At 34.0% G+C, this 20,542-nt stretch carries 17 protein-coding genes; 13 read left to right on the top strand and 4 right to left on the bottom strand.

All coding sequences use genetic code 11. The features are described from left to right. Window positions 1–17: 17 nt before the first annotated feature. The 4 genes from metK (at window position 18) to AP058_RS15605 (ending at window position 4,690) form a co-directional block, all read left to right on the top strand. Window positions 18–1,268: a methionine adenosyltransferase gene (metK, locus tag AP058_RS15620; protein ID WP_066312981.1), complete on the top strand. Its 1,251-nt coding sequence runs from the start codon at window positions 18–20 to the stop codon at window positions 1,266–1,268. Window positions 1,269–1,410: 142 nt separating this feature from the next. Next, window positions 1,411–3,189 (top strand): DUF4153 domain-containing protein, encoded by a 1,779-nt coding sequence (locus tag AP058_RS15615; protein ID WP_066312979.1) that lies wholly within the window; start codon window positions 1,411–1,413, stop codon window positions 3,187–3,189. Window positions 3,190–3,275: 86 nt separating this feature from the next. After that, window positions 3,276–4,076 (top strand): hypothetical protein, encoded by an 801-nt coding sequence (locus tag AP058_RS15610; protein ID WP_066312976.1) that lies wholly within the window; start codon window positions 3,276–3,278, stop codon window positions 4,074–4,076. Beyond that, on the top strand, window positions 4,076–4,690 hold the full coding sequence (locus AP058_RS15605) for a deoxynucleoside kinase (RefSeq protein WP_066312974.1): 615 nt from the start codon (window positions 4,076–4,078) through the stop codon (window positions 4,688–4,690). The genes AP058_RS15610 and AP058_RS15605 overlap by 1 nt, the downstream gene beginning before the upstream one ends. A 72-nt stretch (window positions 4,691–4,762) precedes the next feature. Here AP058_RS15605 and AP058_RS15600 read toward each other — a convergent pair whose 3' ends face one another. From AP058_RS15600 to AP058_RS15585, 4 genes are all read right to left on the bottom strand, one after another. Continuing rightward, window positions 4,763–7,324, bottom strand: a complete 2,562-nt coding sequence (locus AP058_RS15600; protein WP_066312971.1) for a sodium-translocating pyrophosphatase — start codon at window positions 7,322–7,324, stop codon at window positions 4,763–4,765. A 105-nt stretch (window positions 7,325–7,429) separates the two neighbouring features. After that, window positions 7,430–7,960 carry an inorganic diphosphatase gene (locus AP058_RS15595; protein ID WP_066312968.1) on the bottom strand — a complete coding sequence of 177 codons (531 nt, stop codon included), beginning with the start codon at window positions 7,958–7,960 and terminating at the stop codon, window positions 7,430–7,432. A gap of 142 nt (window positions 7,961–8,102) precedes the next feature. After that, the gene (locus tag AP058_RS15590; protein ID WP_066312966.1) at window positions 8,103–10,607 is read right to left on the bottom strand and encodes a DUF5686 and carboxypeptidase-like regulatory domain-containing protein; all 2,505 of its coding nucleotides are present in this window, start codon (window positions 10,605–10,607) and stop codon (window positions 8,103–8,105) included. 65 nt (window positions 10,608–10,672) lie between these two features. Then, window positions 10,673–11,650: a pyruvate dehydrogenase complex E1 component subunit beta gene (locus AP058_RS15585; RefSeq protein ID WP_066312964.1), complete on the bottom strand. Its 978-nt coding sequence runs from the start codon at window positions 11,648–11,650 to the stop codon at window positions 10,673–10,675. A gap of 434 nt (window positions 11,651–12,084) precedes the next feature. Between AP058_RS15585 and AP058_RS15580 the strand changes: the two genes are divergently transcribed. The 9 genes from AP058_RS15580 to AP058_RS15540 all read left to right on the top strand — a co-directional run bounded on the left by AP058_RS15580 (window position 12,085) and on the right by AP058_RS15540 (window position 20,154). Continuing rightward, on the top strand, window positions 12,085–12,771 hold the full coding sequence (locus AP058_RS15580; RefSeq protein ID WP_066312961.1) for a GLPGLI family protein: 687 nt from the start codon (window positions 12,085–12,087) through the stop codon (window positions 12,769–12,771). Continuing rightward, window positions 12,771–14,402 (top strand): carboxypeptidase-like regulatory domain-containing protein, encoded by a 1,632-nt coding sequence (locus AP058_RS15575; protein ID WP_066312958.1) that lies wholly within the window; start codon window positions 12,771–12,773, stop codon window positions 14,400–14,402. The genes AP058_RS15580 and AP058_RS15575 overlap by 1 nt, the downstream gene beginning before the upstream one ends. Before the next feature lie 204 nt (window positions 14,403–14,606). Then, a complete protein-coding gene (locus AP058_RS15570) occupies window positions 14,607–15,416 on the top strand; it encodes a hypothetical protein (protein ID WP_066312955.1) in 810 nt (269 codons plus the stop codon). Window positions 15,417–15,524: 108 nt separating this feature from the next. Beyond that, entirely contained in the window at window positions 15,525–16,271 is a 747-nt protein-coding gene (locus AP058_RS15565; RefSeq protein ID WP_066312952.1) for an electron transfer flavoprotein subunit beta/FixA family protein, read from the top strand. Between the two features lie 74 nt (window positions 16,272–16,345). Beyond that, entirely contained in the window at window positions 16,346–17,314 is a 969-nt protein-coding gene (locus tag AP058_RS15560) for an electron transfer flavoprotein subunit alpha/FixB family protein (protein ID WP_066312946.1), read from the top strand. A gap of 174 nt (window positions 17,315–17,488) precedes the next feature. Then, window positions 17,489–18,118, top strand: coding sequence for a bifunctional nuclease family protein (locus AP058_RS15555; protein ID WP_066312943.1), 630 nt, complete (start codon window positions 17,489–17,491; stop codon window positions 18,116–18,118). A 31-nt stretch (window positions 18,119–18,149) separates the two neighbouring features. Then, window positions 18,150–19,001 (top strand): thymidylate synthase, encoded by an 852-nt coding sequence (locus tag AP058_RS15550; protein ID WP_066312940.1) that lies wholly within the window; start codon window positions 18,150–18,152, stop codon window positions 18,999–19,001. 317 nt (window positions 19,002–19,318) lie between these two features. After that, window positions 19,319–19,669, top strand: a complete 351-nt coding sequence (locus tag AP058_RS15545; protein WP_066312937.1) for a 2TM domain-containing protein — start codon at window positions 19,319–19,321, stop codon at window positions 19,667–19,669. A gap of 2 nt (window positions 19,670–19,671) precedes the next feature. Next, window positions 19,672–20,154: a dihydrofolate reductase gene (locus tag AP058_RS15540; RefSeq protein WP_066312929.1), complete on the top strand. Its 483-nt coding sequence runs from the start codon at window positions 19,672–19,674 to the stop codon at window positions 20,152–20,154. Window positions 20,155–20,542: the final 388 nt, after the last annotated feature.

The following is a 20,542-nucleotide window of genomic DNA, read 5'->3' as shown; positions in this document are numbered from 1 at the left end:
TTTAATTTACAATTATTATGGCTTATTTATTTACGTCAGAATCTGTTAGCGAAGGACATCCTGATAAAGTTGCAGATCAAATTTCGGATGCATTAATTGATAACTTTTTGGCTTTCGATGCCGACTCTAAAGTAGCCTGCGAAACTCTTGTTACTACCGGACAAGTAATTTTGGCTGGTGAAGTAAAATCGAATACCTACCTCGATGTACAACAAATTGCTCGTGATGTAATCAAGAAAATTGGTTACACAAAAAGCGAATACATGTTCGAAGCAAATTCTTGCGGAATTTTATCTGCAATTCACGAACAATCTGCTGATATTAATCAAGGTGTTGATCGTTCTAACAAAGAAGAGCAAGGTGCAGGAGATCAAGGAATGATGTTTGGTTACGCAACCAACGAAACCGAGAACTTTATGCCTTTGGCTTTGGACTTGTCACACAAGTTATTACAAGAATTAGCAATTTTGAGAAGAGAAAATAAGGAAATCACTTATTTACGACCTGATGCAAAATCGCAAGTAACTTTAGAATATAGCGACGACAACAAACCTACTCGTATTGAGGCAATTGTTATTTCGACACAGCACGACGATTTTGATAGTGAGCCAGAAATGTTGGCTAAAATCAAGAAAGACATCATCGAAATTTTAATTCCGAGAATTGTTGCTAAAAATCCACAAAGTGCCCATTTATTTAACGATACCATTAAATACCACATTAATCCAACAGGTAAATTCGTAATCGGAGGTCCTCACGGAGATACTGGATTAACGGGAAGAAAAATTATTGTAGATACTTACGGCGGTAAAGGTGCTCATGGTGGTGGTGCTTTCTCTGGTAAAGACCCAAGCAAAGTAGACAGAAGTGCGGCTTACGCTACACGTCACATTGCTAAAAACCTAGTAGCTGCTGGTGTTGCAGATGAAATTTTAGTACAAGTATCTTATGCCATTGGAGTTGCTGAACCAATGGGAATTTTTATTGATACTTACGGAACTTCAAAATTAAAATTAACTAATGGCGAAATTGCTAAAAAAGTTTCTGAAATTTTCGACATGCGTCCGTACTTTATTGAACAACGTTTAAAATTAAGAAATCCTATTTACAGTGAAACTGCTGCTTACGGACACATGGGACGTACGCCAGAAACAGTAACAAAAACTTTTTCGGCTCCCGGTGGTCATGAAAAAACAGTTACCGTTGAATTATTTACTTGGGAAAAACTTGATTTTGTTGACCAAATTAAAACCGCTTTTGGATTGTAAAAATTTAAATTATAAATACATCAAAAACCGCAATTGTAACTAATTGCGGTTTTTTTTTGTAAATCTGTAGAAGAAAACATCCTTAAAAAGCTACTTTTGTAACTTGTGCTATTTTTCTGTGCTTTTAACAAACTATTAAAAAATGTCGAAATTTCCCTCCATAAAAAACGTCTTAAAAGCCACTTTCAAAACAGTTTTAAGATTTCCGTTGGAAGTTACTGCAGCTATATTAGGGACAATTTTTGCTATTTTACTTGATAATGCTGAATACGACAACCCTTTAAAAGAACTTTTTATTAAAGCCATCCTAAGCAGTTCTTTATGCTTTGTATTATTTATATCTGTTAGTTTATACTTTGTAACTTCTCAAAAAAATAGTTTGCTTCGCTTTGCTACTAGCTTACTTTTAGGAGCACTTTTAGTAGCTTTTGTTTTTAATTTTGATAAAGAAATAACAACTTTACAAACACAACAATTCTTGGTCCTCAGTATTTGCTTGCATTTACTGGTTTCTTTTGCCGCTTTTTTACCGAAAAAATACAATCAAAATGAGTTTTGGGAATTTAATAAGCAACTTTTCCTTAGAATTTTAACGGCATCATTATATAGTATTGTTCTTTATTCTGGACTAGCATTAGCCCTATTTGCTGTTAAAGAATTATTCCAAGTTCCTTTTCCAAACGAAATTTTTGCTTATCTGTTTTATGTGATTGCAGGAATTTTCAATTCAATCTTCTTTTTAAACGGCATTCCACTCATAAAAAATGACACAGAACCGCTGCAATTAAAGTATCCGAACGGACTTAAAAATTTTACGCAGTTCATTTTGCTACCATTGATTAGTTTATACCTAATTATTTTAATTGGTTATGAAGTACAAATAATTCTGACGTTCTCTCTGCCAATTGGATGGGTTTCCTATTTGGTTTTGATATTTGCAATTTTCGGAATTCTATCTTTTCTACTAGTGTACCCTATAGCTTCAAACGTAGGAAATCTTTGGATGCGCACTTTTAACCGATGGTTTTATTTTCTATTAATTCCTTTATTAGGCTTACTTTTCTGGGCCATTATTTATCGCATCAGCCTTTACGGAGTTACTCCTGAACGCTTTTATGTTTTATTACTTTCCATCTGGCTAGCGTTTGTGGTGGCTTATTTTTTAATTCAAAAAGAACCTAAAATAAAATTCATACCTATCAGTATGTGTATTGCAGGACTTCTTTCGATTATTGGCCCACAAAGTGCCAGCAGCGTTTCTAAAAACAGTCAATTGAATCGCTATGAATCATACATTAAAAAAACAGAAAAAGAGAAATTAAATTTTAATCAAGAGAAAGACTTAAGTAGCATTGTGAATTTTTTAGATAAAAATTATGATGCAAACATCCTCATCATTCCGCAAACAAAAGACAAACTAACTAATTTATTTCAAAAGAATAAAAATCCCAGTTCAACTGAAATAATGGAGGCTTTAGGTTTAGAATACCATTCTGAATATGCGACAGAAAACGATGTTAGAAATAATTTTTATTACTCTTTTTACGAAAATTCAGATAGTACTGTAGACAACATAAGCGGTTACGACATGGCTCTTACTGTTACTAATTATTCTGAATTTAATTGTACAGATTGTATAGCAATTAACAAAATAAACTACTCAATCAAATCAACGAAAAGCAAGTATGGACTTGATTTACATTTAAATAATGATGTAATTCCTTTAAAGATATTTGAGTTTATAAATAACAATCTCGTGTTTGATCAAGAGGGATCTGATAAGAAAAGAATAACACAGGTGGTTGACCATTCAAAATATCAAATTTCAATTCAGTACATAAATTTAAACGGAACTAGAAATAGTACTAAAAAGTCGATAAATACTTATTCTTTGAGAATATTGGTAAAGGTTAAAAAGTAATTTAGAGCGAGAACAGCAGGTACTAAGCCTCATTAATCAAAAGCTGTTGTACCGCTAATTTTTGTATTTTAGCTTTTTAACCAATTATGAAAAAAATAGTTCTGCTGTTTTTGATTTTACAACTTAGCGCAGTTGTGGCTCAAGTACCAACTTTTTCAGCGTCATATCTTTCGACTCAAACTATTGATAAAGCTCTGTTTGTTGGAGTAGATTCCTTTGATTATTTGTATAAAATCAAAGATAACACACTCTTTAAATCAGATAAAAATCAAACGTTTACGTATAAGAATATTTATTTAGGAAAAATCGCTACAGTCGATTTAATCAATCCGCTACGAATTGCCGTATTTTACGAAGGTTTTAATAGTGTCGCGTTGATCGACAATCAGCTCAACGAAACTACTGTGATCAATTTTTCGGAGAAATCTAATGCTATTATGGCGACAGCTGTCGGAATGGCTTCTCAAAATCAATTGTGGGTCTACAATAGTTTAACGCAGCAAATTGGGCTTTACAATTATTTGAATAATGAATATAAAAACATATCAATTCCTTTAAAAAGTAATTTTATCTATTATCAGACAGATTTCAATAATTTCTATTGGATTGATACAGACAAAAATTGGTACAGTTGCGATCCATTCGGGAAAATTATCCTACTGGCAAAAGCTCCTCTTTTTGATCGAATTCAGCTTTTAAATGATTCCCAATTTATTTACATGAAGGATAATCTCTTGTTTTTTACTGAAATTATCGATCAGAAAAATTCCGTAAAAATGCCCATTTTACTTTCGGAAAAAACCTTTGAAAATTTCTACTACAAAGACCAAATTTTATCTATTTTTACATCTGCTGAGAAGACAAATTATAAACTCATACTACCGTAATGCATATAGCAATAGCAGGAAATATAGGCGCAGGAAAAACTACTCTAACCAAGTTATTAGCGAAGCACTTTAAGTGGGAACCTCATTATGAAGACGTTGTTGACAATCCGTATTTGGATGATTTTTACCATCAAATGGAGCGTTGGTCGTTTAATTTGCAGATTTATTTCTTAAACAGCCGTTTTCGCCAAGTGCAACAAATAAGAGAAACAGGTAAAAAAGTAATTCAGGATCGAACAATTTATGAAGATGCTTATATTTTTGCTCCCAACTTGTACGCAATGGGTTTAATGACGAGTCGTGATTTTGAAAATTACACTTCATTATTTGAATTAATGGAATCGTTAGTAAAGCCACCCGATTTATTGATTTATTTGAGAAGTTCGATTCCAAACTTGGTAGGCCAAATTCATAAACGAGGACGTGACTACGAAAACTCAATCTCGATCGAATATTTAAGCCGATTGAACGAAAGATATGAAGCTTGGGTACAAACCTACAACAAAGGAAAACTTTTGATTATCGATGTAGACAACATCAATTTTGTTGACAATCCTGAAGATTTAGGAAACATCATTAATAGAATTGACGCCGAAATCAACGGCCTTTTTTAAATCTACAAAAAATTATAAACTAAATGCCTCGCTATAAACGAGGCATTTTATATTTCAAAGTAATTATAGCATTTAATGTACCGCGTCAATTTTTGCTTTTACTTCTGCCTCTGTCCCTTCAAAAACTCTAGTCGTGGCTTTACCATTTTCGGTTTTAGTTAGCGTTCCCACCGTGACTCCATTTTCAGTAGACAAATTAACCTCAACACTGTTTTTACTATATTTAGTGGTATCAAAACAATCAGTTTTTTGGAATTTGCCCTTTTCATTTGCAGCATTATGACTAGCCATACATTTTTTCATTTCTTCCTCAGTATGGCCTTTCTCTTTACACATTTGCATGCATTCTTCTTTACTCATATGTGCCATTTTTGCCGAACTATTGTGTATGTTGTTTCCCATCTGCATTTCCATTTCAGAACAGCACGCATTAGAACTCATGCTCGTTTGTGAACTGTGTCCATCCCCTAAAATCGGCGCAATGACCAAACCAATTAAACAAGTTAATTTGATTAAAATATTCATAGAAGGACCAGAAGTGTCCTTAAAAGGATCTCCAACTGTATCTCCCGTTACTGCTGCTTTGTGCGCCTCAGAACCTTTAAAAGTCATTTCTCCGTTAATTAAAACTCCAGCTTCAAAAGATTTTTTAGCATTATCCCACGCACCACCAGCATTGTTTTGAAAAACGGCCCAAAGCACACCTGAAACAGTCACACCTGCCATATATCCTCCTAACATTTCCGCTATCAACTGATTGTTGCTTCCGTAAACCAACTTTCCTAACAATACAATTGCTATAGGAAAGCCAATGGTTAACACTCCTGGCAACATCATTTCACGCAAAGCAGCCTTTGTAGAAATCTCCACGCATTTACCATATTCTGGTTTTCCTGTACCTTCCATTATACCGGGAATTTCTCTAAATTGACGGCGCACTTCGTAGACCATATCCATGGCTGCTTTACCTACAGAATTCATTGCCAAAGCAGAAAAAACTACGGGAACCATTCCTCCAATAAATAACATGGCTAAAACAGGCGCTTTAAAAATATTAATTCCGTCAATGCCAGTAAAAGTGACATAAGCAGCAAACAAAGCCAATGAAGTAAGCGCTGCGGAAGCAATTGCAAATCCTTTTCCTGTCGCCGCTGTGGTGTTTCCTACTGAATCCAAAATATCAGTTCGCATACGTACCTCTTTTGGCAATTCGCTCATTTCTGCAATTCCTCCTGCATTATCAGAAATTGGTCCAAAAGCATCAATTGCCAATTGCATCGCCGTAGTCGCCATCATTGCTGAAGCAGCCAAAGCTACTCCGTAAAACCCCGCTAAGGCGTAAGAAGACCAAATGGCTGCGGCAAATAAAAGCACCGTTGGAAACGTAGAAATCATTCCGGTGGCTAAACCGGCAATTACATTTGTACCTGCTCCTGTAGCAGACTTCTGAACAATGGCCATAACAGGTTTTGTTCCTAAACCCGTATAATATTCGGTTACTGAAGAGATAGCTCCACCAACAATAAGTCCGACAATTGTTGCGTAAAATACACGCATGGAAGATATATCTTTTGTTCCTTCTCCAAAAAAGTTCATTTGCATGGTTTCGGGCAACATATATTGTACTAAAAAGAAACAACAAAGGGCAGTTAAGGCTATAGAAATCCAATTTCCTACATTTAATGCTTTTTGTACTTGTGCTTCTTTAGCATTTTCATCTGATATCTTTACCAACATGGTTCCTATAATAGAAAATAGAATTCCGAAACCAGCAATGGCCATTGGCAATAAAATAGGACCAATTCCGCCAAAAGCATCTTGTAAATTACCGCCCATGTCCTTGATGACGTAATTTCCTAAAACCATTGCAGCCAAAACGGTTGCAACATACGAACCAAACAAGTCGGCTCCCATTCCGGCTACATCACCTACATTGTCACCTACATTATCCGCAATTGTAGCGGGATTTCTTGGATCATCTTCTGGAATACCAGCTTCGATTTTTCCAACTAAATCGGCTCCCACATCAGCAGCTTTGGTGTAAATTCCGCCTCCTACTCTGGCAAAAAGAGCAATAGACTCCGCACCTAAAGAAAATCCTGCTAATGTTTCTAAAACCTTGGTCATGTCATCAGTAGAAGTCCAAGCGCCATCCATAAAAATTTGAAAGAAAAGAATAAAAAAACCGGTTAAACCTAAAACGGCTAAACCGGCAACTCCTAGTCCCATAACGGTTCCTCCACCAAACGAAACTTTTAAAGCTTGTGGCAAACTTGTTCTTGCCGCTTGTGTAGTTCTAACATTGGTTTTGGTTGCAATCTTCATTCCCATATTTCCTGCCAAGGCGGAGAAAAAAGCTCCAAAAACAAAAGCGATGACAATAAGTAAATGGGTTTGAACTCCTGGAATGAAAGTAATTCCAGCTAAAACAATACTAGCTAAAACGACAAATATGGCTAATAATTTATATTCTGCTTTTAAGAAAGCGAGTGCTCCCTCGTAAATATGATCAGAAATGGTTTTCATTTTACCATCTCCAGGATCTTGCTTTAACACCCAACTCCTTTTTATTCCCATAAAAAGTAATCCTAAAATGGCCATAACTATTGGCAAATAAATCATAAATGCATTCATAATTGGTTTTTGGTTTTGGTTAATAGTCTGTTACTAAACGAATTTAAACAAAAAAGCAACACTCTTAACGGAGTGTTGCTTTTTTTATAAAATTTTAATATGCCTTTATTTAATACTAAATAATCCTTCTGGTTTATTTGGAATTGCATTAAAACGCTCGGTACATTCTGCAATAATAGAGTATGCCTCTTTTACGTCTCCCCAGCCACCAACATCAACTTTTTTGTTCTCAAGATCTTTATACACTTGGAAGAAATGCTCGATTTCTTTAACCAAATGCGGATTCATATCAGACAAGTCATTTAATGAATTCCAGATTGGATCTGACATCGGTACACAAATAATTTTTTCATCTGGTCCTTTATCATCTGCCATATGAAAAACACCGATTGGCTTCACTTCCATAACACAACCAGGAAAAGTTGGTTCGGTTACCAAAACGAGTACATCTAATGGATCTCCATCCAATGCTAGAGTTTCAGGAATAAATCCGTAATCTGCAGGATACATCATCGACGAAAACAACATTCTATCAAAACGCATTCTTTTGATTTCAAAATCGTACTCGTATTTATTTCTGCTTCCTCTTGGTATTTCGATTAAAACATCGAAAGTAGTTATTTTGTCTGCGGTCATTTTATTTTTTATTAGTCTTTTAATTTCGGTTGCAAAAATAGGCAAAGAATCCTCTTTCTCAAAAGCTTTTTACAGTTATATCTGTATTAATGCTCAATGAGATCGCTTGAGTGGCAACAATATTTGATTTTGAGCCTTTTTCTTAAAAATAAAAACCGAAAGAGCCTATTAATGCAAATTTATTTGCATCTGGCATATCTCGATAATTTCCTCTCCAAGAAAAATCCAGACGGAATACTTTAAAAATATTCCCTATTCCAGCGCTGTACTCCCAATATACATCTTCTGGTGCTTTGTACACTAAACCAGAAGCATTGATCGCTCTATTGTTTTCTGATATGTGTCCGTAAACCGATTTAACACCAATAATTTCGCGCCAATTCAATTTACGCATCATCGGGATTCTTCCAAAAAGTCTGCCTCCAAAATTGTGCTCCCATTTTAAAGTGGCATATTCATCAGATACAAACTCATAATAACTTAAATTATTAAACGTGTTTTTAATGGTAAAATAGCTTTGATTTCCTGGAATAATACTCAGTAAACCCAAAGGAATAGTTCCAAACGTCTTACCAGTTTCTAAAATGATATCAGATCGACCTAAAGGTCCAATAATTATCGGTTGTTTATAGAATAACTGAATTTTATCGTACATAAAATCACTGTCTAAAACACCTTTAAAACCGTGGCTGTAATTTACAAAAAAGCGACTGTATGGACTATCAACATCACTTCGTTCTACACCGTAACCAATCGTTTTTCTCTTTGGAGTGAATTCGATTTCTATGCTCGCCTCCGATTGTTTCACATTACTTTCTACTACACCTGCGGGATTTAAAGTGTTTGGCAATGCGGTATAATAATCTAAACTAAACGTTTTCGATGCCGATGCTAAAGTTCTATACGAAAATGCTAAGGCAACAGTTAAGTTCTTAGCTGGCTCTATTTCTGCGGCGACACTGGACAAATTGATGTTGGTTAATTTACCATTTCCGCCAACTGTAAACAAAGAAGAAGATGCGACACTTCGACCCAAAACATCACTCGTTGACGTTAAACTAGCTCCAATTTGTTCTACATCGCGACGATTTCCTGCCGATAGAATAATTCGGTTTTTGGTGTCAACCATCCATTTTCCAGAAACGCCGTATTTAAATTTGTTATCTGTAAATCCGTACGCGGTGTACGCTTGAAGACGCCATAAGTCATTCCGTCCAAAATACGTTCGACCACCAACTCGCAAACGAAACCCTTCGACTTCATTATACCCAATTGTCGAAAGAATAGGTCCGAAATCAATATTAGGAAATGCTACATAACCACTACCTAAAATAGTAAAGAGACTATACAATTGATTGAACTTTTTGACCGTTTGTAACGTATCCAACATTTTATAAATACCTTGCTCGTCTTTGTTTAATTTCTCAAAACGATTCTCCGTCCAAAACTCTTCAGATTTATTGTAAACTTCGTTGTCGATATAGTTTACTTTTTCTTTATAAAACTCAGATGGTTTCTCTACATTAAATTGATGATCTCTAAAAAGCGTGGTACGTTTACCATACATTCCTTTTGATTCTTCTTTTTTATTCAAAGCAAAATCAGACATCATATAATCTCGCGTTAGCAAAAACACTGAATCGTTCTCTACGTCAAATTCTTGTTCAATATAAATGTCTTTTACCCAGTTAATATTAGCACTTTTCGTTACGGCCATATTAATTTTTTTGATGGCAAAAGTGGTGTCATTTACCCAGAAATCACCTTTAAAAGTCAGTTCATTTTTTCTTCTCGGATAAAAAACAATATTGTAGCACCATTTGTTACCTATAAAAGTACTGTCGCGTAAAATATAATTGTACACATCAATTCCTGTAGTCGATAATGGACTAGTAAAACTTTTATCGAAAAACTTAAGATGGTTGTCGTATATATTATAATCAGAATACAAGTCTTTTACAAACGCTAAAATTTGCTGATTTCCTTCAAAACCAGACGTTTTACTTGCTTTTAAATTTTCTTTTGTTTTTTTAAGCGTATTATCGCCGTAAACATCGTACAATGATTCATTTATAAAAATTGGTAAATAAGTCTTACCCGTAACGCTAGAAGTGTCTACGTGATTAAAGATAAACTCCATTCCTTTAAAAAGCTTATTTTTCATGGATGCACTATCAATAGTGTTCATGTCAAATTCGACTTTTTCGTACTTTTCCATTTGGTATTGATTGAAAAGGTACAACCCATTTTTACGTTTATGAGCCCAAATCTTTCTTAGGATTTCGAGCGCAGGATTGTCTTTTTTGGACGTTTTTCCGGTAAAAATCATTACCTCGCTTAACGCCTGCGGTTCTTTTAGAAAAATTTTCAAGTTGTAGCTCACCGCTTTATCTAAAGACAGTATTTTATCTGAAAATCCAACCGAACTAACAATAAGTGCATCAAAATCTTGCTCTGTTTCTAAATAAAAACGACCGTCTTCATTTGAGACTGTTCCAATTTTAGAACCCTGAAAAACAACGTTCGCATACGGAATCGGTAGCGAGTTAGACGCATCAAAAACAACTCCGCTCACTTTAGTTTGTGCAAAAACGCAACTTGCAAAAGCAACGAGAAAATTAACGCAGATAAAAATTGATTTTTTCATAATTTACAAAAAAAGCTTCATCAAATATAACTAAATGATGAAGCTTAAGTAGTATGCTGTTTTTATTATTTGTACAATACTTTTTTCACTGCTTTGATCACGTCACCAGAATTTGGCAACCATTCTTTTAACAAAACTGGTGAATAAGGCGCTGGTGTATCTGCAGTTGTAATACGTTGTATTGGCGCATCTAAAAAGTCGAATGCTTGCTCTTGAACTAAGTATGTGATTTCAGAAGAAATACTAGCAAACGGCCAAGCTTCTTCTAGAATAACCAATCGATTTGTCTTTTTAACCGATTTGATAATCGCATCTTTATCCATTGGACGAACGGTTCTTAAGTCAATAATCTCACAAGAGATCCCTTCTTTAGCCAATTCATCAGCAGCAATATAAGCTTCTTTTATAATTTTTCCGAAAGAAACAATTGTTACATCCGTACCTTCTCTTTTAATATCAGCCACGCCAATAGGCAATACGTATTCTCCGTCAGGAACTTCTCCTTTGTCACCATACATTTGCTCCGATTCCATAAAAATAACCGGATCGTGATCGCGAATAGCTGCTTTTAATAATCCTTTTGCATCATAAGGAGTAGAAGGAACGATCACTTTAAGACCTGGTGTATTTGCAAACCAGTTTTCTAAAGCTTGTGAATGCGTTGCTCCCAATTGTCCTGCCGAAGCAGTTGGTCCACGAAAAACGATTGGCACATTAAATTGCCCACCTGTCATTTGACGCATTTTTGCTGCATTATTAATAATTTGATCAATACCTACTAAACAGAAGTTGAACGTCATGTACTCTACAATAGGACGGCAACCGTTCATAGCAGAACCTACTGCAATACCCGTAAAACCTAACTCTGCGATTGGTGTGTCGATTACTCTTTTTGCACCAAACTCATCAAGCATTCCTTTTGATGCTTTGTAAGCTCCATTATACTCAGCAACTTCTTCTCCCATTAAATATATGGATTCATCGCGACGCATTTCTTCACTCATCGCTTCGCAAATGGCCTCTCTAAATTGTATTGTTCTCATATTTATTATTGTTGATGTAATTTTCGAACTGCAAAATTAATTATTTTATCTCATTAAAAAGCATAATGTTAGTTTAAAATATACATATTCGATGCCTTTGATGTGGCAATTCCAACAGATTTCACAAAAATGCATCTTAGCTGGCAACAAAGCAAATAATTAACCCAATTATCTTTCAAAAGCCACAGTAATCTTCTGCAGTAAATTCTTGCAAAGTTCATTTTATTTCTATTTATTTAACCCCTAAAAATTACAAGTAATCGTAGGGACTATCATTCCTCTAATTAATACAATCAGCAAAGTGAAAATAGTTTATAAAATAGGGACAGCAAATTCCAGAAATACACAATTTTGTCTAGGTTCGATTTTTAATTCTTGAACACTTAGAATTCTACTTGACAGCACTTATACTTAATCAACGATTTTAAAATCCAATGAAAAAAAATCTACTATTATTAATTGCATTTCTACTAACTTCTTTTTGCTACTCTCAAACGCTTAAAGCCATTCTAATTTCTAAATCATTAAAAGGAGTTGGAGACCATACAGAACTGTCGGAAAGAGCTAAAAAGCCAAAAATCTATAGTTATCTGTATTCAAATAAGAAGTCAATTCAAAAATTGATTTCTGATGAAAGAACCACTGTAGATACCGCCTCCATACACAAAGATGACCATGCTTTTCAGACAACAAGAACCTACAAAACAGCGTCTTCTGTCACTTATTTTAAAAACGAAGAAAGTAAAATATACAAAGTACTGTATACAAAAGAGAGCAACGACGTTACTATAAAAGAGCCTTTACCAAAATTTAATTGGAAATTAGAATCTGAAAACCAAATAATCAGCGGATACAACTGCAAAAAAGCAACCACTACAAACACCTATTTTAACAGTAACCAAAAAGTTATTGCATGGTATTGCGAAGATATTCCAATAGATGGAGGACCGACGCATTATTCAGGTTTACCTGGTTTTATCATGCAAATAGAGTTAGATGACAGCGTCATTGAAACATTTGAAAAATTGAAAGTATCTAAAGAGAATACATCCATAGAGGAACCTAAAAACAATGCAGCAGATTTAAGCTATAAAGAGTTTTCTGCTCAAAAAAATCGGTAATGAAGATTTTAAAAACTAGAAAAAATATAGAAAAGCAGTTCATCTGCTTTTTTTTGTTCCTTTCAAGTGGTATTTATTCACAAAATATGGTGACAGGAAAAATTGTATCTCAAACAAACAAGACAGTTAGTAATGCCAGCGTACAGATAAAATTAAATAAAGACGAACAAACTATTGCTTTTGGACAATCAAACAACGAAGGTGTTTTTAACCTAAATATAAATAAGAAAGGAAATTATCACCTTAGAATTACCGCTTTAGGATTTAAAACTAGTATAAAAGAAATTAATATAACCAGCTCGTTACTCGATTTAAAAAACATTATTTTAGAAGAGTCTTCTATAGAATTAAAAGAGATTTTTATTGAAAAAGAAAGTTCTGGGATGACTGAAGTTGGAGATACTTTACACTATCGCATCGAAAAATTCATGAATGGTACCGAAGAAAACCTTAAAGATATTTTAAATAAATTACCGGGACTAAATGTTGACAATCAAGGAAAAATAAAAGTGCACGGAAAAACAGTGGACCGATTATTAATAGATGATCAAGAATTTTTTACCGACCAACATAAAAAAGCGACAGATAATATTAATGCTGAAATGGTAAAAAATATTGCGATTATTAAAAATTATACTGATTTTAAAAAAATTAAAAAGAATGAAGAATCAGGAATAACAGCCATTAATGTTTCAATTAAAGAACAGTATAAAAACAGAGTAACAGGAAATTTGTTAGCTGGTGTTGGTGAAAACAAATTTAATTTACATGCAACACTGTTTAATTTTGGAAAAAAAATATTTATCAGTCTTATTAGTGATTCTAATACTACTGGCGAACTATCGATTACTGTAAATGACTATCAAACTTTCGTTAATAAAAAAAATGACCTCAACGCTGGCGAAGTTACATTTTCGAGAAATGAAGATTTACCTCGTTTTTTAACATTGGGAAATAATGTCAAGAACAGAGACTCTTACTTTACTGGCTTAAATTTAAAATATTTTTCGTCCCAAAAAGTTCAAGTCAATGCATTTTCTCTTTTCAACACTAGCACACAAATAGAAGAACAACTAATTAAAGAAGAATTCTATACTAGCACTAGCAGTTTTTTAAATAGAGAAACTAGAAAAGACTCTGAGAAATCATTTTTTAACACAACTGCGATTGATGCAACTTATAAAAGCAACGAAAAATCCATAGTAAATTATAGTTCTTCAGTGTCAAGCTTTAAGAAAAACAACCTACTATTTCTTTCGAATACTAACAGTTCAAATGAATCAGAAAACCACGCTGTTGATTTTAACTTCAGCCATAGTTTAGAATACACAACATCCTTGAAAAACAATAAAAACATAAAAATTAGAGCAGCTCAAGATATAAGCAACAAATTAAATGACTTACAAATCACAGCGAATCAACCTTTTTTAAACTTAAATTTTCCGTCAGGCACTTATCAAATCAATCAAAATACCCAATCGATAAAAAAGACTATAAGTTTAAATGCCTCTTATGATTTTAACATCCATAAACTACCATTTACTTTACTTACAGAACTGACTCAAAAAAAAGATCAATTTGACAGCTTCGAGACCAACTTTAGCTCTTTTAACAATAGTGAATATATATAAAACCGCATCCACACGATAGGTCTTGTCTCTCAATTTAATCTAACTTCAAAAACAAAATTTACTACTTCACTAGCGCATACTTCACTTAAACTTCAGACACGTTACAACGAGACGAATAAATCATTATTTACACCCAGTTTTACACTGAAAACTAATTTTAGCAAACAGCATTACATCAAATTCAATTATGCATTAAACACCAAGTTGGTTGCATCAGAAAACACCATTCAAAATCAAATTAGTACTGATTACAGAACTCAATACGGAAATGATGATGTTAGATATAATACTATCAATAAAAGCAGCCAAGCTACTGCTGAGTATTATTATAATAATTTTAAAAGAAAATTTAATATTTTATCAAGAGTCTCTTTCTTACGTTCTAAAAATCCAATCACTACTAATTCGTTTGCGTCTCAAAACTCGAATTTAATCCTTTATAAAATTACACCGTACGAAAACTACTTTGATTCGTTTGTGTTTTCAGAAAAACAATTTACAAATTTTCCCTTTTCAGTAAAAGGCAGCATTTCATATTCGGCCAATGTAAAACACATTTTCTACGAGAATTTAAAAAATTCTCTACATTCGGAAACAGCTACTGGATTTATCGCATTGGTATCAAGGTTAAAGAATAAAAATATACAATTTGAAACCGGCATACAATATTCTAAAGAAATCTATACCGACAATTTCTCTAAAAACTTACTTACGGTACTAAGCCCAAATTTCAACACCAACATACAGCTAACACAACAACTGTCCTTTACTAGTGCCTTTAGTGTTGAAAATTTTAAATCGACCACTGCTCAAAATACGATTTATAATTTTAGTCCAAAAATCAGATACAAAATTCCAAAATCAAAAATTGAATTAAGTGCTTTCGGCAATAATATTTTCAACATTAAGAACAACGAAGAAATCAAAATTTTGAGATTCGCCAACTACAATCAAGAGAAAACATCGCAAACATTAGCAGGATATTACATGGTCTCTGCTAAAATTAAACTCTGATAACGAAATCGAAATAGTTTTACTAAAATATTATGCGTGCATAGTAAAATATTCAAATTAAAGCTTTAAATTTGTAAAACGATATCAAAATTTATAAAAAATATACTTATGAAAATATTAGTTTGCATCAGCCATGTGCCTGATACTACTTCAAAAATTAACTTTACAAATGGTGATTCTGAATTTGATACCAACGGAGTACAGTACGTGATTAACCCAAATGATGAGTTTGGTTTAACAAGAGCAATTTGGTTTCAAGAAAAACAAGGAGCAACGGTTACTGTTGTAAATGTTGGCGGACCAGATACGGAGCCGACCTTAAGAAAAGCATTGGCAATTGGTGCAAACGAAGCGATTCGTGTCAACGCAACACCAACTGATGGTTTCTTTGTTGCAAAACAATTAGCAGAAGTTATTAAAAACGGAAATTACGATTTAGTAATTGCTGGAAAAGAATCTTTAGATTATAATGGGGGAATGGTTCCTGGAATGATTGCCGGAATTTTAAGTTATAACTTCTTAAACTCGTGTACAAGTGTAACGGTTGAAGGAACAAACGTAACGGCCGTTCGTGAAATTGATGGCGGAAAAGAGACAGTAAGCACTTCACTCCCGTTAATTATCGGTGGTCAAAAAGGATTAGTTGAAGAAAAAGATTTACGTATTCCGAATATGAGAGGAATTATGACTGCTCGCTCTAAAGCGTTGACTATTGTTGAACCAATTGATGCTTCGACAAATACCAAAGCAGTTAAATTTGAAAAGCCTGCTGCAAAATCGGCTGTGAAACTAGTTTCTCCAGATAATTTGGATGAATTAGTCAGTTTATTACATAACGAAGCGAAGGTAATCTAGTAATCTCATTTAGTTTTTAGTGTTTCGATTTAAAATTTGAAACCAAAATTCTTTAATCTAAAATCACAAATCTCATGTCAATATTAATATATGCAGAATCTGCAGAAGGAAAATTTAAAAAAGTAGCTTTTGAGTTGGCATCCTACGCAAAAAAGGTAGCCGAATCATTAGGTACAACAGTAACGGCAGTAACAATCAACACTTCGGATGTTAGCGAATTGGCCAAATACGGAGTAGATAAAGTGCTAAAAGTAGCCAACGATAAACTTTCGGGCTTTACTGCAAAAGCTTACGCTGATGTAATCAAACAGGCGGCACAACAAGAATCATCTAAATTAATTTTATTATCATCAACAACAGATAGTATTTATTTATCTTCTCTTTTAGCAGTTGCTTTAGAGGCTGGATACGCATCAAACGTTGTAGGCCTTCCGGTAAGTACTTCGCCTTTTCAGGTTAAAAGAACTGCTTTTTCAAACAAAGCTTTTACTATTACAGAAATCAATACGGATGTAAAAGTATTGGCTTTAGCAAAAAACACCTACGGAATTCACGAAAGCGCTTCTACTTTAACGGAGCAAGATTTTAACCCAACAATCGGAGACAACGATTTTGGCGTTAAAGTTGAATCGGTAGAAAAAGTGTCTGGAAAAGTTTCGATTGCTGATGCAGACATCGTTGTGTCTGGTGGTCGTGGACTAAAAGGTCCAGAAAACTGGGGAATGATCGAAGAGTTGGCTTCTGTACTTGGAGCAGCGACAGCTTGTTCTAAACCCGTTTCTGACTTAGGCTGGAGACCTCACGGAGAGCACGTTGGACAAACAGGAAAACCAGTTGCAACCAATTTATACATCGCCATCGGAATTTCAGGAGCAATTCAGCACATTGCCGGAATCAACTCATCTAAAGTAAAAGTTGTTATCAATAATGATCCAGAAGCTCCATTCTTTAAAGTGGCAGACTACGGAGTTGTAGGTGATGCGTTCGAAATTGTACCTCAATTAATCGAAAAATTAAAAGCTTTTAAAGCGCAACAATCGTAGCTTTAGAAATCTAAAAATTGATCCTCAAGAAAATTGCTGCCTAAAACTAGATAATCGTATCTTTGCTTTTAGGCAGCTTTTTTATTTCTTAATTTTTGATTAAAATTGCACCTTCAAATTACACACAAAACAACATTTAAAATAAGGTTATAAAACCTTTTACTTCTGCATCTTATGAGCTTAGTCAAATTATCTATAAAAGGAATTTCATACAGTCAAACTCAAAATGGCGCTTATGCCTTGATATTGAATGAGGTTGATGGCGAACGAAAATTACCGATAGTTATTGGTGCTTTTGAAGCTCAATCGATTGCCATTGCGTTAGAAAAAGAAATAAAACCTCCTCGCCCCTTAACGCACGACTTGTTTAAAAATTTTGCTGAACGATTTGACATCGTAGTCAAACAAGTGATAATTCACAAATTGGTTGATGGCGTTTTCTACTCCAGTTTAATTTGCGAAAGAGATAAAATTGAAGAAATTATAGACGCTCGAACCTCTGATGCTATCGCTTTAGCATTACGTTTTGCAGCTCCAATTTTTACTTATAAAAATATTTTAGACAAAGCTGGAATTTATTTAAAGTCGAATCCGATTTCAGATCCACATCAAGGTTCGCAAGACTTAGACGATGTACTTTCAAATCCTGACACTTTTGGGAACAACGAAGAAAGCAATAAATCTGGTGATCAGTACAGCTCGCACACGACTTCAGAACTTAACGAATTATTAGAGCAAGCAGTTGAAAATGAAGATTACGAAAAAGCAGCCAAAATAAGAGACGAAATTTCTAAAAGAGAATAAAACCTATTTTTTATTATATAAAATCCAAAAAATGAAGCAGTATTTAGATTTGGTTCAACATGTATTAGAAAATGGTTGCCAAAAAGGAGACCGCACAGGAACAGGAACAAAAAGTGTTTTTGGTTACCAAATGCGTTTCGATCTAAACGAGGGTTTTCCGATGGTTACAACCAAAAAACTACATTTAAAATCAATCATTTACGAATTACTTTGGTTTTTAAAAGGCGACACCAATATTAAATACCTTCAAGAAAACGGGGTAAAAATATGGGATGCTTGGGCAGACTCTAACGGCGATCTTGGACCCGTTTACGGACACCAATGGCGCAATTGGAACAGCGAAGAAATTGACCAAATTGCAGAATTAATCACAGAATTAAAGTCGAACCCAAACAGCAGACGAATGTTAGTTTCGGCGTGGAACCCTTCGGTTCTGCCAGATACAAAGAAATCATTTGAAGAAAACGTAGCCGATAATAAAGCAGCACTTCCACCTTGTCATGCTTTTTTTCAATTTTATGTTGCAAGTCCCGATCAAACTAAAGGTGAAACAAAAGGCAAATTATCTTGCCAATTGTACCAACGTTCGGCAGATATTTTTTTAGGAGTTCCTTTTAACATCGCTTCTTATGCTCTTTTTACCATGATGATCGCTCAAGTTTGCGATTTAGAACTTGGAGAATTTATTCATACTTTTGGAGATGCGCACATTTATAACAATCATGTCGAACAATTAGAGTTGCAGCTTTCTCGTGAACCGAAAGCATTACCAAAAATGATTTTGAACTCAGAAATAAAAAACATATTCGATTTCACTTTCGATGATTTCACTTTACTAGATTATGAACCGCATGCTGGTATTAAAGGCAGCGTAGCTGTATAAAATAGAATCCGCAATTGCGGATTTTTTTAGGTCTAAAATAAAACTTTACTTAAACAAAATTTTTGCTAGCTTCTAGTAAAGAAATTCTAATAATTTTCAAAAGTGAAGGTAATTCCTATCCGATTCGACAAACGCCCGAACACTTGATTCATCGTCTTACTAAGAGATTTACACAATTGTAAACTTTAAATTACCTGTTGAAAGTCAACCTACATATTGCGATTCCAATAATCGAAATCGTTTTCAAAATAAATTATAAGCAGCGCTGTATGATGAATTCAAAATAAATTTTAACTTTATAATCTAATTCAAATAACATGGAAAAAGAAGTGCACGAACAATTTGAACAATACGAATACGCTAGAAAAAGAATTAAGCAGAAAAAAAACCTTTACTTTCACTTCGTCCTCTTTTTACTTGGAAGTTTATTTATGTTCGTCGCCAACCGATTTCTAGACATTAGCACTACTACAAATTGGGCTGTTTGGGCAATAACATGTTGGTTCTTTATTTTCATCTTACACTTTATCAAAGTATACATCACTGATCGCTTTATGAATAAAAATTGGGAAAAAGCTCAAATTGAGCGCTTAGTATCGCTACAGCAAAAGCGAATCACGCAATTACAAAACGATCTTGTCGAAGAAACGGACACACATACCTTATAATTATGATTATTATGATTGCGGCTGTAGCCGAAAATAACACTTTAGGGAAAAACAATGAATTAGTTTGGCATTTACCTAACGACTTTCAGCGGTTTAAAAAACTAACAACAGGTCATCATATTGTAATGGGAAGAAAAACCTTTGAGAGTTTCCCAAAACCATTGCCTAATCGAACTCATATAATAATTACCAGACAATTAGACTATCAAGCAGAGGGTTGTTTAATTGTTGACAGTATCGAAAAAGCGTTGCAACTTTGCCCTAATGATCAAGATAGTTACATAATTGGTGGAGGGGAAATTTATAAACTTGCGTTACCATTTGCGAACTGCCTCGAAATTACAAGGGTTCACGGAGAATTTGAAGGAGATGCTTTTTTTCCGACAATACAACCTGAAGAATGGAAATTAATTGAATCGGAGTTCAATGCTAAAGATGAACGACATGCCTACGATTACACTTACGAAACTTACGATAAGCTATAAAATAAAAAAACATCCCGATTGGGATGTTTTTTTTGACCTTTAAAGTTATAACCTACTCTAGAAAGAGTATTTGATAACATAAAATAAAAATTACAAATATTAAAAGTACACCAGAAATGAATATAATAATATTTGATAGTTTCTGAGAGTACATCTCAAAAAAGCCTTTAATACCAAATACCACGAAGGTACTAAAGACAAAGAAAATTAAAATTTCCAAAAACAAATTTAATCCTAAGAACGTATTTTGCGCTTTAAACATAGTGTTGCCCTCAAAAACAACACCCTCAAAACAGCTTACTAGAACAAACGAGATAACAAGCGCAAGCACTATCCATTTGATGTCGGTCATTGATTCTCTATTGGTCATTGAAAAATAATACTATTT

This window comes from Flavobacterium sp. TAB 87, from assembly GCF_001529295.1.
Taxonomy (GTDB): domain Bacteria; phylum Bacteroidota; class Bacteroidia; order Flavobacteriales; family Flavobacteriaceae; genus Flavobacterium.
This window is presented reverse-complemented; position numbering and strand designations above follow the sequence as displayed.

What these genes read in the sequence shown, in the direction of transcription:
- AP058_RS15545 (WP_066312937.1), top strand. Translation starts at nt 19,319, where the DNA reads ATGGAAAAAGAAGTGCACGAACAATTTGAACAATACGAATACGCTAGA.
- AP058_RS15550 (WP_066312940.1), top strand. Translation starts at nt 18,150, where the DNA reads ATGAAGCAGTATTTAGATTTGGTTCAACATGTATTAGAAAATGGTTGC.
- AP058_RS15595 (WP_066312968.1), bottom strand. Translation starts at nt 7,960, where the DNA reads ATGACCGCAGACAAAATAACTACTTTCGATGTTTTAATCGAAATACCA.
- AP058_RS15580 (WP_066312961.1), top strand. Translation starts at nt 12,085, where the DNA reads ATGAAAAAAAATCTACTATTATTAATTGCATTTCTACTAACTTCTTTT.
- AP058_RS15585 (WP_066312964.1), bottom strand. Translation starts at nt 11,650, where the DNA reads ATGAGAACAATACAATTTAGAGAGGCCATTTGCGAAGCGATGAGTGAA.
- AP058_RS15610 (WP_066312976.1), top strand. Translation starts at nt 3,276, where the DNA reads ATGAAAAAAATAGTTCTGCTGTTTTTGATTTTACAACTTAGCGCAGTT.
- AP058_RS15540 (WP_066312929.1), top strand. Translation starts at nt 19,672, where the DNA reads ATGATTATTATGATTGCGGCTGTAGCCGAAAATAACACTTTAGGGAAA.
- AP058_RS15615 (WP_066312979.1), top strand. Translation starts at nt 1,411, where the DNA reads ATGTCGAAATTTCCCTCCATAAAAAACGTCTTAAAAGCCACTTTCAAA.
- AP058_RS15600 (WP_066312971.1), bottom strand. Translation starts at nt 7,324, where the DNA reads ATGAATGCATTTATGATTTATTTGCCAATAGTTATGGCCATTTTAGGA.
- AP058_RS15565 (WP_066312952.1), top strand. Translation starts at nt 15,525, where the DNA reads ATGAAAATATTAGTTTGCATCAGCCATGTGCCTGATACTACTTCAAAA.
- AP058_RS15590 (WP_066312966.1), bottom strand. Translation starts at nt 10,607, where the DNA reads ATGAAAAAATCAATTTTTATCTGCGTTAATTTTCTCGTTGCTTTTGCA.
- AP058_RS15575 (WP_066312958.1), top strand. Translation starts at nt 12,771, where the DNA reads ATGAAGATTTTAAAAACTAGAAAAAATATAGAAAAGCAGTTCATCTGC.
- AP058_RS15605 (WP_066312974.1), top strand. Translation starts at nt 4,076, where the DNA reads ATGCATATAGCAATAGCAGGAAATATAGGCGCAGGAAAAACTACTCTA.
- metK (WP_066312981.1), top strand. Translation starts at nt 18, where the DNA reads ATGGCTTATTTATTTACGTCAGAATCTGTTAGCGAAGGACATCCTGAT.
- AP058_RS15560 (WP_066312946.1), top strand. Translation starts at nt 16,346, where the DNA reads ATGTCAATATTAATATATGCAGAATCTGCAGAAGGAAAATTTAAAAAA.
- AP058_RS15555 (WP_066312943.1), top strand. Translation starts at nt 17,489, where the DNA reads ATGAGCTTAGTCAAATTATCTATAAAAGGAATTTCATACAGTCAAACT.